This window comes from Pseudomonas akapageensis (genome assembly GCF_011355085.1).
In the GTDB taxonomy this organism is placed as follows: Bacteria; Pseudomonadota; Gammaproteobacteria; order Pseudomonadales; family Pseudomonadaceae; genus Aquipseudomonas; species Aquipseudomonas akapageensis.
This window is the reverse complement of sequence record NZ_VXCP01000020.1, coordinates 13,814-28,423: the sequence shown is the minus strand read 5'-3', so window position 1 is coordinate 28,423 and position 14,610 is coordinate 13,814. Positions and strand designations below refer to the sequence as shown.

The window sequence follows — 14,610 nt, the reverse complement described above, 5'->3', positions numbered from 1 at the left end:
TATCAGCAGACCCTAGATGTCTCTCAGTCGTGTCTCTGTCACCGCGGTGCGTAACCTGCACCCGGTGACATTCTCCCCCTCCCCGCGTATCAATATCCTTTACGGCGCCAACGGCAGCGGCAAGACCAGCGTGCTCGAGGCAATCCACTTGCTGGGCCTTGCCCGTTCGTTTCGCAGTACGCGATTGCTGCCGGTTATCCAGTATGAGCAACTTGCCTGTACGGTATTCGGACAAGTCGAACTCAGCGAAGGCGGCCACAGTAGCCTGGGGATATCTCGAGATCGCCAGGGAGACTTCACCATTCGTATCGACGGGCAGAATGCCCGCAGCGCAGCACAGTTGGCTGAAATACTGCCTCTGCAACTGATTAACCCGGACAGTTTCCGGCTCCTTGAAGGTGCGCCGAAGATTCGTCGGCAGTTCCTCGATTGGGGTGTGTTCCACGTGGAACCCCGGTTCATGTCCACCTGGCAGCGACTGCAGAAGGCCCTGCGGCAGCGGAACTCGTGGCTGCGGCATGGTACACTTGACGCTGCTTCACAAGCGGCTTGGGACCGGGAACTATGCCTGGCCAGTGCTGAATTGGATGAATACCGCCGCGCCTACATCAAAGCCTTGAAACCTGTCTTTGAGCAAACCCTGAGCGATCTGGTCGAACTCGAAGGGCTGACCCTGAGTTACTACCGTGGGTGGGATAAGGACCGAGAACTCAGTGAAGTACTCGCCTCTTCTCTTGCACGCGATCAGCAGATGGGCCACACCCAGGCTGGACCGCAGCGTGCAGATCTGCGTCTGAGACTAGGTGCACATAATGCTGCAGAGATTCTTTCTCGTGGCCAGCAAAAGCTGGTGGTTTGTGCACTGCGCATTGCTCAAGGGCATTTGGTCAGTCAGGCACGGCGTGGCCAATGTATTTATCTGGTGGATGACCTGCCGTCCGAGTTGGATGAGCAGCATCGCCGGGCGCTTTGCCGTTTGTTGGAAGACTTACACTGCCAGGTTTTTATCACCTGTGTAGATCACGAATTATTGAGGGAAGGCTGGCAGACGGAAACGCCAGTTGCTTTGTTCCACGTGGAACAGGGCCGTATCACCCAGACCCACGACCATCGGGAGTGAAGGCATGAGCGAAAATCAAACGTACGACTCCTCCAGCATTAAAGTGCTGAAAGGGCTGGATGCCGTACGCAAGCGTCCCGGTATGTACATTGGCGACACCGATGATGGTAGCGGTCTGCACCACATGGTGTTCGAGGTGGTCGATAACTCGATCGACGAGGCATTGGCCGGCCATTGCGATGACATCAGCGTCATCATCCATCCAGACGAATCCATCACCGTTCGCGACAACGGTCGCGGCATTCCGGTGGACGTGCATAAAGAAGAAGGCGTCTCCGCGGCCGAGGTCATCATGACCGTGCTGCACGCTGGCGGTAAGTTCGACGACAACTCCTACAAAGTATCCGGTGGTTTGCACGGTGTGGGTGTTTCGGTGGTTAACGCCCTGTCCGAAGTATTGGTGCTGACCGTTCGCCGTAGCGGCAAAATCTGGGAACAGACTTATGTCCACGGTGTTCCACAAGAGCCGATGAAAATCGTCGGCGAAAGTGAAACCACCGGTACTCAGATCCACTTCAAGCCGTCGGCCGAGACCTTCAAAAATATTCACTTCAGCTGGGACATCCTGGCCAAGCGTATTCGTGAACTCTCTTTCCTTAACTCGGGTGTTGGCATCGTCTTGAAGGATGAGCGCTCGGGCAAGGACGAGACCTTCAAATACGAAGGTGGTCTGCGTGCTTTCGTTGAATACCTGAATACCAACAAGACGCCGGTCAACGAAGTGTTCCACTTCAATGTGCAGCGTGACGATGGCGTGGGTGTTGAGATTGCCTTGCAGTGGAACGACAGCTTCAACGAGAACCTGTTGTGCTTCACCAACAACATTCCTCAGCGCGACGGCGGTACTCACCTGGTGGGCTTCCGTTCAGCCCTGACCCGTAACCTGAACAATTACATTGAGCAGGAAGGTCTGGCGAAGAAGAACAAGGTTGCCACCACCGGTGATGACGCCCGCGAAGGTCTGACTGCAATCATCTCGGTGAAAGTACCGGACCCCAAGTTCAGTTCCCAGACCAAAGACAAGCTGGTGTCTTCCGAAGTGAAGACTGCGGTCGAACAGGAAATGGGCAAGTACTTCTCCGACTTCCTGCTGGAAAACCCGAACGAAGCCAAGGCTGTCGTCGGCAAGATGATCGACGCGGCACGCGCTCGTGAAGCCGCGCGTAAAGCGCGTGAGATGACTCGCCGCAAAGGCGCGTTGGATATCGCCGGTCTTCCAGGCAAGTTGGCTGACTGCCAGGAAAAGGACCCTGCCCTTTCCGAACTGTACCTGGTGGAAGGTGACTCCGCGGGCGGCTCTGCCAAGCAGGGACGTAACCGCAAGACCCAGGCGATCCTGCCGCTCAAGGGCAAGATCCTCAACGTTGAGAAGGCGCGTTTCGACAAGATGATTTCCTCGCAAGAGGTCGGCACCTTGATCACCGCGCTGGGCTGCGGCATCGGTCGCGAAGAGTACAACATCGAGAAGCTGCGTTATCACAACATCATCATCATGACCGATGCTGACGTCGACGGTTCGCACATCCGTACTTTGCTGCTGACCTTCTTCTTCCGTCAGTTGCCCGAGCTGATCGAGCGCGGCTATATCTACATCGCACAACCGCCGCTGTACAAGGTCAAGAAAGGCAAGCAAGAGCAGTACATTAAAGACGACGACGCCATGGAAGAATACATGACCCAGTCGGCGCTCGAAGATGCCAGCCTGCACCTGAACGAATCGGCACCTGGCATTTCCGGCGAAGCCCTGGAGCGTCTGGTAAACGACTTCCGCATGGTGATGAAGACCCTCAAGCGTTTGTCGCGTCTGTATCCGCTGGAACTGACAGAGCACTTCATCTACCTGCCAGCGGTCAGCATGGAGCAGCTGTCCGATCATGCAGCCATGCAGGATTGGCTGGCGCAGTACGAAGTTCGCCTGCGCACCGTGGAAAAATCCGGTCTGGTCTACAAAGCCAGCCTGCGTGAAGACCGCGAACGTAATGTCTGGCTGCCAGAGGTAGAACTGATCTCCCATGGCCTGTCCAACTACGTCACGTTCAACCGCGACTTCTTTGGCAGCAATGACTACAAGACCGTCGTTACCCTGGGCGCCCAGTTGAGCACCTTGCTGGACGAAGGTGCTTACATCCAACGCGGTGAGCGCAAGAAGGCTGTCACCGAGTTCAAGGAAGCACTGGACTGGTTGATGACGGAAAGCACCAAGCGTCATACCATCCAGCGATACAAAGGTCTGGGTGAGATGAACCCGGATCAGTTGTGGGAAACCACGATGGACCCGAGCGTACGTCGCATGCTGAAGGTGACTATTGAAGATGCGATCGCAGCGGATCAGATCTTCAACACCTTGATGGGCGATGCGGTTGAGCCGCGTCGTGAGTTCATCGAGAGCAACGCCCTGGCGGTATCGAACCTGGACTTCTGATCAGGTTGTCGATTAACCGACAGAAAATAAACCAGCGCTTCAAGCGCTGGTTTTTTTTGCGTGTCTTCCCGTCCTATACCCCTGAACGCCAGTGTTGTTCTGGCACGCTCAATCGTGAGAGAACAACTGTGCGGACCGATTCTCTCTCCGAGCCAAACAGAGCGTTTTGAGTAGTGATGCCAAGATCGATTTCCAGGGCAACAGCGGTTTCCACACCGATTTCAACCGGAGGCCCGAATCGATTGATCTGCAACCCTGCGCGTCTGAGCATTCGCTCAATGGCCACGGTGGTGACCGTGACATAACTTCTTATCCGGTTTTGAACACCGAAGGCCACGATCGCCTTGATTGCTTCCAGCGAAAAATCCGAAAACTTCATCGAGCCTTTCTGCCTGGCATCGATAGCAAACCGGCTGAGTTCCCACACGTCATCAGCCTCCGGTGCATGGCGACCATTGAGCAGCATGGGAAAGGTGTCCTTGAGCATGTAAGGCCCAGTCGTTGGCAGTATCCGCCAGCATCCCTGAACGTCATCCTCACTGCCTTGAATCAGCATGTAGAAGGGGTTCAGAGCGTCGTAACCGTCGATTTCCATCTCGCCGATGAGCGGGATGTCCCAGCCTTTACGTGCTTTGAAAACATCGGCACGAAGCTTGTGCATGGCAAACAAGGTGGAGTTTTTGAAGCAGTCTCTTTTACCGATTTCGAAGTGCATGGCCGTTCCTCCGTTGATGAAGGCGACGAATTTAGGCCATGGGAAAAAGATAACTAGCTAGCAGTTCCGACAGCTGCACAGCGGCGAAAACGGGCAGTAGTATCGAAAGTTTTGTTCGCAATAGAGCCCGTTCAATCGCGCTGCGTCAACAACAGTCGCGTCAGCTGTGCTGTGCAGATGCCTCGAGCAGCCGCTCGAGTTCCTGTACCCGTGACTCCAGTGCCAGGCGGCTGGCGCGAGTTTCGGTCACGTCGTCGATCACGCTGATCAGATGCGCAGGTGTTGCATCCTGCGAGTTGCGCTGCAGGGAGGTTTTTACATTGGCCCAGATGAACTGGCCGTTCTTGCAGCGCAGGCGTTTTTCCAGTGCGTACATGCTGATTTCGCCTGCCAGCAACTGTTGCAGCTGCTTCAGATTGGCGCCCAGGTCGTCAGGATGGGTAATGTCCTGGAAGGTCAGCTCACGCAGTTCGTCTTCGCTGTAGCCGAGCAACTCGCAGAGCCTGTTGTTGACCCGTAGCCAGCGACCATCAAGGCCGATATAGGCCATGGCGTCGCAGGCGAGATCGAAGATCGCACGAAAGCGTTCCTCGCTTTCCCGCAACGCTTCTTCAGCAATCTTGCGTGCGGTGGTGTCCATACTGATACCGACCATCTTCACTGAACGGCCGGCGCTGTCGGGCAAGGGCGAAGCGCGCGAGGAAATCCAGCGCATCTCGCCATCGGGGCGCAAGATCCGGAAATCGAATTCGTAGGGTTTGCAATTGGCGATGCAGTCTTGATACATCGCCTTCAAGGCGGTCGCGTCCTCGTCAGGCAGGTGCGGCCAGAAATCTTCGTTGTTGCGAATCTGCCAGCCGTAGATCGCCTCGACGTTATCCGAGTAGATGACCTCATCGGTGATCAGGTTCCACTGCCAGGTGACGATGCCAGCGCTTTCCTGCGCCAGCTTCATGCGCGCTTCGCTCTCCATGATCTCAGCGGTGAACTTGCGTCGCACGTCGGTCATTGGCAGCTCGACTACCGCAGAGCCTTGCAGATCAAGCTGGGCCTGTTCGCCATAGCGCAGCCAGATCCAGTTGACCTTGAGAAAGTCGGCAAGCTTGCGCAGATTGTCGTAGTCGATCTCGCCGCCGCGCGTCCACTTGTGCACCGCTGTACGGGAAATGCCAAGGGCCGTACCCACCGCTTGCAACGTCAGCTTGTGGTGTTCGAGCAGTTCCTTCAGTCGAAAGGCGAAGCTGTTTTCAGTCATGGCATTCCCGTGATCGCTAGAGACGCGTGTGGCGACCACAGTATACACAGACGTCTCTATCGCTCCCCACTCACGGCGAATGGGCCTTGAGCAAACTCAGAGGTCGAGCACCAGGCGATCGCCTCGGGCGCGCGAGACACAAAGCATCATGGTTTGCTGGGCGGCCTTCTCGTCATCGCTCAGGTACTGGTCGAAGTGTTCGGCTTCACCTTCGAGAATGCGTGTCTCGCAGGTGCCACACACGCCTTCACGGCACAGGCATTCGATCTGGGCGGCATTGGCTTTTTCAATTGCCTGGAGAATGCTCACGCCCTCCTCTACTTTCAACTCCGTGCCCGACTTGGACAGCACCACGGTGAATGCACCGCCGGTGGCAGGCGCGGCAGCGAACTGTTCCCAGTGCACGCGTTGGTCGGCGATGCCCAACTGTTTGGCCGTGGAGATGACTGCATCGATCAACGGCTTGGGTCCGCACACATAAACATGCGCATCGCTTTGCAGGCCAGCGAGCAACGCTTTCAGATTGAGGGACTGGCCCAGGCTATCGATGTAGAACTGCGAACGTGGCGCGTGCACGCCGGTGCCGATCTCTTCCTGGAAGGCGCCATGTTCCGGGCTGCGGAAGGCGTAGTGAAGTTCGTAGTTGGCGCCGTCCTGATGCAGTTCATAAAGCTGCGCAAGGAAAGGCGTGATGCCGATACCACCGGCGATCAGTACGTGCTTGCCGGCACTCTGATCGATGGCGAACAGGTTGTTCGGGGTTGAGATCATCAGCTCGGTGCCGACCGCTACCTGCTCATGCATGAACGCCGAGCCGCCTTTGGACTGTTCTTCAAGGCGCACGCCGATCTGATAGCTGGCCGTGTCTTGCGGGTCGCTCATCAGGGAATAGGCGTTGCTGTGCTGACGCCCGTCGGCGTTCTTCATCTGCACGATGATATGGCTGCCGCCGGTAAAGCCTGGCAGCAACTCACCGTCCTGGCGCACCAGGGTAAAGCGCTTGATCAGGGGCGTTACCTGTTCGACCCCGGTCACACGGGCGGCAATCATTTCGTATTTGTTGGCCATCGCTAACCTCTGCTGCGGCAATGAGCGGCACGGGGTGCCGCTTGAGTTGGAACGCTGTGTGGGGCTCTTTTCAGACCGCCAGGCACAGGTATTTCAGTTGCAGGTAATCTTCGATGCCGTACTTCGACCCTTCGCGGCCTAGCCCGGACTGCTTGACCCCACCAAACGGGGCAACCTCGTTGGAGATCAACCCGGTGTTGATGCCGACCATCCCGTATTCCAGGTGTTCGGCGATGTTCCACACGTGGGCGATATCACGGCTGTAGAAGTAAGCAGCCAGACCGTAGAGGGTGTCGTTGGCCAAGCGTAGAACTTCGGCATCGGTGGAGAAACGCACCAATGGGGCGACCGGTCCGAAAATCTCCTCATCGAGCAAATGCGAACCCGGTTTAATGTCGCTCAGCACGGTAGGCTCGAAGAAGTTTTCGCCCAGTGCATGGACCTGACCACCGACCAGTACGCTGGCGCCTTTTGCAACCGCGTCATCAATCAGCGCACGGACCTTTTCCACCGCCTTGGCAGTGATCAGCGGGCCAACTTGGGTGCCGCTTTCGTGGCCATGGCCAACTCTCAGTTCGGCCACTCTGGCGGCGAACTTGCTGGCGAACTCCGCATACACCACATCATGCACATAGAAGCGGTTGACGCAGACGCAGGTCTGCCCGGCGTTGCGGTACTTGGCGGCAATCGCGCCCTCAACCGCGGCATCCACGTCGGCATCGGCGAAGACGATGAAGGGGGCGTTGCCGCCGAGTTCGAGCGAGACCTTCTTGATGGTCTCGGCGCACTGGCTCATCAGCAGTCGCCCGACCGGTGTGGAACCGGTGAAGCTGAGCTTGCGTACCAGCGGGTGGCCGGTGAGTTGAGCACCGATCGCCTTGGCGTCGCCGGTAACGATGCTCAGCACCCCGGCCGGAACGCCGGCGCGTTGTGCCAGTTCAGCCAGCGCCAGCGCCGAGAACGGTGTTTCGTTGGCCGGCTTGACCACGATGGTGCAGCCAGCCGCCAGGGCCGGAGCAACCTTGCGTGTAATCATTGCCGCCGGGAAATTCCACGGCGTGATTGCCGCACAGACGCCAATACCCTGTTTGATGACCAGCAGGCGTTTGTCCGATGAGGGCGAAGGAATCACGTCGCCGTAGACGCGCTTGCCTTCCTCGGCGAACCACTCGATGAAAGAGGCGGCATAACGGATTTCGCCCACGGCTTCATGCAAGGGCTTGCCCTGCTCCAGGGTCATCAAGTTCGCCAGGTCGTCTTCATGCTCGAGGATCAGTTCGTACCAGCGGCGCAGGATTTGCGCGCGCTCCTTTGCGGTACGTGCACGCCAGGCCGGTAATGCGGCATCGGCGGCTTCGATAGCACGGGCCGCTTCCGCGGTGGCCATCAAGGGCACGCTGCCAATGAGCCGGCCCTGGGCCGGGTCAGTCACCTCGACTGTGGCGAGACTGTCGGCATCACACCAGGCGCCCGCGATAAAGGCTTGCTGGCGGAATAGCTGGGGGTCTTTCAGTTGCACGCAGGAAACTCCTCTTGATCTGTTGGCAAGCCGCCGGCACGCGTTGCACCGGCGGCTGTCTTTCTCAGTTATCCAGGTGTGCCACAGCGATCAGGTTGTGGAAGTTGGCGATGCCGTGCTCGCTCATGCCGCTGCGTTGCTTGTCGACCATGATCCGGCCCTGGCCACGATACCCACGGGACTTCAAGCCTCGCTGCACGCTTTCCACCAGGCGCAGGTCTTCTGGACGGAACACGTCGCGGTACCACTCGATCAGCGACTGTTGTTCCGGAGTGATTTCCTTGTTGAGGAAGTAGATGTCGTAATGCTGCAGCGTGACCTCGGCACTGACCGGGAACTCATAGATCACGGTCATGAAGTTGCCACCGGGTGGCGCGTTGAACATGGTGCATGGCCATGCCCAGAAGCCGCTGAAGCTCGGGTTTTTCACCGACTCGTCGAACTTGAAGGATTTTTCCGACGGCTTGGCGTGGCCGAACTGCAGCGACCAGTTGCCATGCAGGGTATGCCAGTATTCATCGACGCTGACCGAATCGGCAAAGCCCGGGTGGGCTGGTGCGCAGTGGTAGCATTCCAGGTAGTTGTCGACGATCGACTTCCAGTTGGCCGGGGTATCGGTGACGAAACGTGCGGCCAGGTGCAGGTCATCGACTACCGGGCAGGCTTCGCGCAGGCGCGCCTCGAAGCCCGGCAGCTGAGTTTCGACCGGCTCGGCATCGGCATTCATGTTGATGAAGATGAAGCCGGCATACTCTTCGACGCGCAAGGACACCAGGCTTGAGTTTTCCTTGTCGAAGTTCATCACGTTGTCGCAGTTGCGCGCGTGAGCCAGCTCGCCGTCGAGCTTGAAGGTCCAGGCGTGATACGGGCAGGTGATCACGTTCTTGGCCTTGCCATCGCCGCTCAGCAGTTGATGGCCACGGTGCGGGCAGACGTTGTAGAACGCGCGCAGCACGCTGTCGCGGCCGCGGACGACGATGATGCTTTCGCCGATGACTTCACGGGTGATGTAGTCATTGTTGTTGGCGACTTCACTGCGGTGGCCGACACAGATCCAGCTGTTGGCGAAGATCTTTTCCTGCTCGAATTCGAAGACATTCGGGCTGGTGTAGTAGGAGGCCGGAATGGTGTAAGCCTCGTCAGCATTGGCGCAGAAGTCGGCGGGCAGTTTCTGTATGTCGTTCATCTGGTTTCTCTTCAGGCTTACGGAGGACGTTGCGAGCGTTAACGCCGTCCTCCGGGTTGTCTTAATCACTTCAGGTTTACGTGAAACCTATGGTTAACAGTGTAGGCAAAAAAATTTGGCCGGAGATTCCCGGCCTTGCGGCCGAGAATCTGTAGTCGTTCGAGCGGGCTTAGTTCAGCGCAGGCTCAAGCGATTTTGCTGCCGGGATTTCAGGACGCTCGTGCTGCGCTACGTAGTCCAGGTCCAGCGACCGTTGCACGGCTTCTTCCTCGATCAGGTACGCAGGCACATTGCCGTAATCCTGGAACATCCACTTGAGGAAGCCGTAGATCTTGGTCAGCAGGATCAACAGAAATGGAATCGCCGTGAGCACTACTGCGGTCTTCATGGTCGACAACGACGCCTTGGCGAACAACATGGCCAGCGGCACCAGGGTCAGTGCGACGCACCAGAACAGGCGGTGAGTCGGTGATGGATCCTGGCCTTCCTGCAGGTTGCGTGTGCTGGTGGCTGCAACTGCATAGGCCGCCGCATCCATGTGCGAGGCGCAGAACACCGCCATGATGAACAGATACACACCCAGGAAGACCTTGCCGAAGGGCAGTCCGCTCAACACCATCTCTACGGCTGTTTCACCGCCCTGCTCCGAGAGGATGCGCGGTACGTCGATGGCGCCGTTGAGGAACTGGTGCATGCTGTAGCTTTCCAGCGTGCCGAAGAAGAACCAGCAACCGAAGCTGCCACCCAGCAGCAGCGCAGCGATCACTTCCTTCATCTTGCGGCCCTTGGAGACGCGAGTGACGAACATCGCGACGCCCGGTGCGTAAGACACCCACCACAGCCAGTAGAATACGGTCCAGTTCCGGGTGAATTCGCCATTGCCCTGCGGATCGGTAAACAGGCTCATGTGCACGTAGTTCTGGATCATCAGGCCGATTGAGTTGGCCGTGTTATTGATGATGAACTGGGTCGGGCCTATCAGGAACACCACGCCAGCGAAGACCAGCGCGCCGATGCAGACCATCTTGCTCAGGCGCTGCATGCCACTGGAGATACCGATGTAGGAGCTGAGTGAGAACACCACTGCCACCACGCCAATCACGATCAGCTGGGTAGTGAAGTTGTCAGGCATGCCGGTCAGGCCAGCCAGGCCACGGGTCAGGGTCGAGGCTGTCAGTACCAGCGATACGGTCAGTGCGCCAAACATGGTCAGCAGGAAGATCAGGTCGACAGTACGACCAATCGGACCACTGGCCTTGAAACCGGTCACTGCTTCGATGATCGAGGCCAGGCTCAGGCCGCTCTTCTTGCGCACGTGGAAGTGATAGGCCATTGCCAGCGACGCCAGGGCGTACAGCGACCAGGCACTGATACCCCAGTGGAAGAACGAATAGCTGACACTGTAATCAAGTGCTTCACGGGTACCGGCGGCGATGTTCAGGCCAGGAGTCTGGTAGTAGTAAGCCCACTCCATTACCCCCCAGTAGAGCGTCGAAGAACCCATGCCGGCACAAATGAACATGAACACCCAGGTCGTGGTCGAGTATTCTGCCTTGCCGTTGCCCAGGCGAATGTTGCCGTACTTGCTGAATGCGATGTAGAGCACGATCAACGCACAACAGAAGACAAACAACTGCACTGCGGTACCGAAAGTGCGGGTTGCCATTTCAAACATCTGATTAGCCAGGGTCTCCGCCTGCTGGGGGAAGACTGCAAGGCCGATAACGGTTGCCAGCACGGCTATCAGGCTCATCGTTATCAAAAACACATCTTTTTTATTGTTGTGCGGCATTCTCATGTCCTGGGACGTTTGGATTTTTCTCCAGCTGTCAGCTCTTCAGGCCGAGCCTAGGCGGAGCACTGTTCCTTTCAGATTCTTGAAGCTCCATCGTTAACTAGTGGTTTACGTAAATCTTACGGTTAACAATACACGGATGAAATACTTTGTGGCAAGAGCTTGTCCGACAATCGGGCCTCGCTATGTCCTTGTTTTCGATCCCGTTTCATTCGAGATGCCGCCCTTTCGGGAAAAGGGCGGCGCAATCATTAATTCAAAGCGCGGCGGCGATCGCTGCGCCAACGTCTTGGGTGGACGCTTTCCCGCCGAGATCCGGCGTTTTCGGTCCTGTCGCAATGACTGTCTCGATGGCATGCAGAATGCCGTCGTGCGCCGCGGCATAGCGCTCGTCGCCATTACCGAGGAATTCCAGCATCAAGGCGCCCGACCAGATCATGGCGATCGGGTTGGCGATGTTCTTGCCATAGATGTCTGGCGCCGAACCGTGCACCGGCTCGAACAGGGAGGGGAAATTGCGTTCCGGGTTGAGGTTCGCCGAAGGCGCGATACCAATGGTGCCGGCACAGGCAGGGCCCAGGTCGGAGAGGATATCGCCGAACAGGTTGGACGCCACCACCACATCGAACCGATCCGGTTGCAATACAAAGCGGGCGCAAAGAATGTCGATGTGCTGCTTGTCCCAGCTGACTTCAGGGTAGTGCTCGGCCATTGCTGCCGTGCGCTCGTCCCAGTACGGCATGCTGATGGAGATGCCGTTGGATTTGGTCGCCGAGGTAACGTGCTTGCGTGGGCGGTTCTTCGCGACTTCGAAGGCGTACTTGAGAATCCGATCGACACCCCGGCGGGTGAACACCGATTCCTGCAGCACAAATTCGTTTTCGGTGCCTTCGAACATCCTCCCACCCACCGAAGAGTACTCGCCTTCGGTATTTTCACGGATCACCACGAAATCGATGTCACCAGGCTCGCGGCCGGCCAATGGGCAAGGGACACCGGGGAACAGCCGCACCGGGCGAATGTTCACGTACTGATCGAAGTCGCGGCGGAACTTCAGCAGCGAGCCCCACAGGGAAATATGATCGGGTACCTTGTCCGGCCAGCCGACTGCGCCGAAGTAGATGGCATCGAAGCCCTTCAATTGCTCGAACCAATCGTCCGGCATCATTTGCCCGTGCTGGGCGTAATAGTCGCAGCTGGCCCATTCGACGGTTTCAATAGCCAGGTCCAGGTTCCATTTTTTCGCGGCAGCTTCGACGACGCGCAGGCCTTCGGGCAGTACTTCGTTACCAATACCGTCACCGGCAATTGCGGCGATTTTGAATGTTTTGCTCATGGTGGCTGACTCTTTCAGGGAGAGTGAGGGGTCGCCGCCCATGGTATAAGGGCGAAACACAAACATAATTACGCGATCTATTGATAGATAAGACACGAATCGTGAATAGTCTGCCGAACCTTGAAGACCTCCGCGTCTTTGTCCTGGTTGCCCGCCGCTCCAGCTTCGCGGCAGCGGCCATCGAGCTGGGGGCCTCCCCTGCCTTCGTCAGCAAGCGTATTGCGCTGCTGGAACAGAACCTGGGCGTACGCTTGCTGCATCGCACCACCCGACGAGTGGCGGCGACCGAAGATGGTGAGCGCGTCTACCGTTGGGCGCTGCACATCTTTGATGCAGTGGATCAGATGGCCGACGAGGTCTCCTCGCTGCACCAGGAACCCCGCGGCCAGTTGCACATCGTCAGCAGTTTCGGTCTCGGGCGCCGGCATGTGGCGCCAGCGCTTTCAGAGCTGTCGGTGCGCTATCCGGCGCTGGATATTCGCTTCGACGTATTCGATCGACTGGTGGATCTGATCGACGAAGGTTTCGATCTTGATATCCGCATCGGCGATAACATCGCACCGAACCTGATCGCCAAGTTGCTGGCAGAAAACTCTCGTATTCTCTGCGCTGCCCCCGAGTATCTCGCGCGACAGGGTGAACCACGCAGCCTGGCGGAGCTTGCCGGCCATGAGTGCCTGGTGATCAAGGAGCGTGATCACCCCTTTGGGCTCTGGCGCTTGCAAGGCCCCGACGGTGAAGAAAGCGTCAAGGTTACCGGTGCGCTGTCGGCGAACCATGGCGAGGTGGTCCATCAATGGGGCATCGATGGCCGTGGAATCCTGCTTCGGTCTCATTGGGACGTACGTGACAGCCTTGAGAGCGGCAAGCTGGTGCATATTCTTCGCGATTATCGCCAGCAGGCCAATATCTGGGCCGTGTATGCGGCGCCGCTGGCCACTTCGGCAAAAATCCGCGTAACGGTGGAGTTTTTCCGCCAGTACTTCAGTGCGCATCGAAAATAGTGAGTACGCCTGAGGCCGCGCCCGGGTTGAACCGGGCGCGGCAGAGTCATCAGTTGTCTTCTTCGAGCACTTTGAGACCGGTTTTGAATGGCCAGACTCCGCTCAGTTCAAGACGGCGCTTCCCATTGATCCATTGGCCCAGCGGCGTATCCCATTTTTTCTTGTAAAAGGTGCCGTCCGTCAGGTCGACAAATTTTACTTCGATCTCAATGTTGGTTGCCGTCAGGGGGATGGCAGCAAACGTTTGGCTTTGTCCGCCAATGACTTTGCCTTTTATTTCCTCCGGACCGCTGGGCGTGTCGTATCGCAGGGCCAGTTTGGCGGTGTAGGTCGAACCTATTTTGCTGTTCACTTCCAGCTCGAACGAACCCAGCGTATTGACCCAATTAGGGATGATGAGATCGCCTTCAAAGGAACTGAAGGTGTAGGCAACGGGGATTGGGGCTGTAGCGGCAGTATTGGCTGTAGCTGGCCAGATGTGTTTGTCCAGGCTCTTCTCTTCCGAAGTACTGGTGAACGAACCAGAAATGGAGGCTTCAGGCGCAATGCTGCCGAGCATTGTATTCAGCGCTTTGGCATTACCGGTCATGCTGAAGGAGGAACTCTTGTCCTTGGAGCCGACATTCATGCCGCTGGTGGCATAGATAACACTGGTAATGACCCCGAAACCTTGGGCAATTCGGCCTTTGTTTGCCAACCCCACCTGGCTGGCCTGCTCTGCCAGCCATTTGAGTTCCTTGTTCAATTGAGTGAGATCGCTGATGCGCACTTCCTTGCAGACGGCAAATTCGGACGCCATGGAGCCGCTGTCGCCGAACGTCCACTGAATTTTCGAATCGGCTTTCAATTCAATGCCGGTTTGAGGGTCTTTGAAAGATGCAGATACTTCGGGTTTCAACTCGGTTTTTTTGACCTTCGAGGAGCGCATCTCCCAGGTCTGGCTCCCGGCTACCTCGACCAGTTTGACCCCTGGCAGCTGATCGCGCACGAGCCGGAAATCTCCGGTTTTCGGGTCTACGATACCGACGGCACCTGCCTGGATGTGGCTGTTCAGGCCCCAGTTGCCCCAGCAGGTCGGGCGGGTTTCGCGGACCAATGCAGTGAATTGCTTGTTCCAATTGATCATGTTTTTTCCTTCCTTAGTGAAGAGTGACTGATTGGCTTCATGCCAGAGCCAAACCTAACGTACG

Annotated in this window: 11 protein-coding genes; 3 read left to right on the top strand and 8 right to left on the bottom strand. The window is 57.3% G+C overall.

Features of this window, described 5'->3' with window-relative positions; all coding sequences use genetic code 11:
- Positions 1 to 16: 16 nt before the first annotated feature.
- Both recF and gyrB read left to right on the top strand, forming a co-directional pair.
- The gene (gene recF, locus F2S13_RS15225) at positions 17 to 1,120 is read left to right on the top strand and encodes a DNA replication/repair protein RecF (protein WP_166362174.1); all 1,104 of its coding nucleotides are present in this window, start codon (positions 17 to 19) and stop codon (positions 1,118 to 1,120) included.
- Between the two features lie 4 nt (positions 1,121 to 1,124).
- Positions 1,125 to 3,542 (top strand): DNA topoisomerase (ATP-hydrolyzing) subunit B, encoded by a 2,418-nt coding sequence (gene gyrB / locus F2S13_RS15220; RefSeq protein ID WP_166362172.1) that lies wholly within the window; start codon positions 1,125 to 1,127, stop codon positions 3,540 to 3,542.
- 73 nt (positions 3,543 to 3,615) lie between these two features.
- On the opposite strand, the gene F2S13_RS15215 is transcribed toward gyrB, so the two are convergent.
- The 7 genes from F2S13_RS15215 to F2S13_RS15185 all read right to left on the bottom strand — a co-directional run bounded on the left by F2S13_RS15215 (position 3,616) and on the right by F2S13_RS15185 (position 12,416).
- Positions 3,616 to 4,257: an acyl-homoserine-lactone synthase gene (locus F2S13_RS15215; RefSeq protein ID WP_166362170.1), complete on the bottom strand. Its 642-nt coding sequence runs from the start codon at positions 4,255 to 4,257 to the stop codon at positions 3,616 to 3,618.
- Between the two features lie 160 nt (positions 4,258 to 4,417).
- Positions 4,418 to 5,512, bottom strand: a complete 1,095-nt coding sequence (locus F2S13_RS15210; protein WP_166362168.1) for a PAS domain-containing protein — start codon at positions 5,510 to 5,512, stop codon at positions 4,418 to 4,420.
- Positions 5,513 to 5,608: 96 nt separating this feature from the next.
- Entirely contained in the window at positions 5,609 to 6,580 is a 972-nt protein-coding gene (locus F2S13_RS15205; RefSeq protein WP_166362166.1) for a PDR/VanB family oxidoreductase, read from the bottom strand.
- A 70-nt stretch (positions 6,581 to 6,650) separates the two neighbouring features.
- On the bottom strand, positions 6,651 to 8,099 hold the full coding sequence (locus tag F2S13_RS15200; RefSeq protein WP_166362164.1) for a succinate-semialdehyde dehydrogenase: 1,449 nt from the start codon (positions 8,097 to 8,099) through the stop codon (positions 6,651 to 6,653).
- Positions 8,100 to 8,163: 64 nt separating this feature from the next.
- Positions 8,164 to 9,285, bottom strand: coding sequence for an aromatic ring-hydroxylating oxygenase subunit alpha (locus tag F2S13_RS15195; protein ID WP_166362162.1), 1,122 nt, complete (start codon positions 9,283 to 9,285; stop codon positions 8,164 to 8,166).
- Between the two features lie 169 nt (positions 9,286 to 9,454).
- Positions 9,455 to 11,077 (bottom strand): BCCT family transporter, encoded by a 1,623-nt coding sequence (locus F2S13_RS15190; RefSeq protein ID WP_166362160.1) that lies wholly within the window; start codon positions 11,075 to 11,077, stop codon positions 9,455 to 9,457.
- A 259-nt stretch (positions 11,078 to 11,336) separates the two neighbouring features.
- Positions 11,337 to 12,416 carry a tartrate dehydrogenase gene (locus F2S13_RS15185; protein WP_166362159.1) on the bottom strand — a complete coding sequence of 360 codons (1,080 nt, stop codon included), beginning with the start codon at positions 12,414 to 12,416 and terminating at the stop codon, positions 11,337 to 11,339.
- 101 nt (positions 12,417 to 12,517) lie between these two features.
- Between F2S13_RS15185 and F2S13_RS15180 the strand changes: the two genes are divergently transcribed.
- The gene (locus tag F2S13_RS15180) at positions 12,518 to 13,420 is read left to right on the top strand and encodes a LysR substrate-binding domain-containing protein (RefSeq protein ID WP_166362158.1); all 903 of its coding nucleotides are present in this window, start codon (positions 12,518 to 12,520) and stop codon (positions 13,418 to 13,420) included.
- A 49-nt stretch (positions 13,421 to 13,469) separates the two neighbouring features.
- On the opposite strand, the gene F2S13_RS15175 is transcribed toward F2S13_RS15180, so the two are convergent.
- Positions 13,470 to 14,546 (bottom strand): hypothetical protein, encoded by a 1,077-nt coding sequence (locus tag F2S13_RS15175; protein WP_166362157.1) that lies wholly within the window; start codon positions 14,544 to 14,546, stop codon positions 13,470 to 13,472.
- Positions 14,547 to 14,610: the final 64 nt, after the last annotated feature.

What these genes read in the sequence shown, in the direction of transcription:
- recF (WP_166362174.1), top strand. Translation starts at nt 17, where the DNA reads ATGTCTCTCAGTCGTGTCTCTGTCACCGCGGTGCGTAACCTGCACCCG.
- gyrB (WP_166362172.1), top strand. Translation starts at nt 1,125, where the DNA reads ATGAGCGAAAATCAAACGTACGACTCCTCCAGCATTAAAGTGCTGAAA.
- F2S13_RS15215 (WP_166362170.1), bottom strand. Translation starts at nt 4,257, where the DNA reads ATGCACTTCGAAATCGGTAAAAGAGACTGCTTCAAAAACTCCACCTTG.
- F2S13_RS15210 (WP_166362168.1), bottom strand. Translation starts at nt 5,512, where the DNA reads ATGACTGAAAACAGCTTCGCCTTTCGACTGAAGGAACTGCTCGAACAC.
- F2S13_RS15205 (WP_166362166.1), bottom strand. Translation starts at nt 6,580, where the DNA reads ATGGCCAACAAATACGAAATGATTGCCGCCCGTGTGACCGGGGTCGAA.
- F2S13_RS15195 (WP_166362162.1), bottom strand. Translation starts at nt 9,285, where the DNA reads ATGAACGACATACAGAAACTGCCCGCCGACTTCTGCGCCAATGCTGAC.
- F2S13_RS15190 (WP_166362160.1), bottom strand. Translation starts at nt 11,077, where the DNA reads ATGCCGCACAACAATAAAAAAGATGTGTTTTTGATAACGATGAGCCTG.
- F2S13_RS15185 (WP_166362159.1), bottom strand. Translation starts at nt 12,416, where the DNA reads ATGAGCAAAACATTCAAAATCGCCGCAATTGCCGGTGACGGTATTGGT.
- F2S13_RS15175 (WP_166362157.1), bottom strand. Translation starts at nt 14,546, where the DNA reads ATGATCAATTGGAACAAGCAATTCACTGCATTGGTCCGCGAAACCCGC.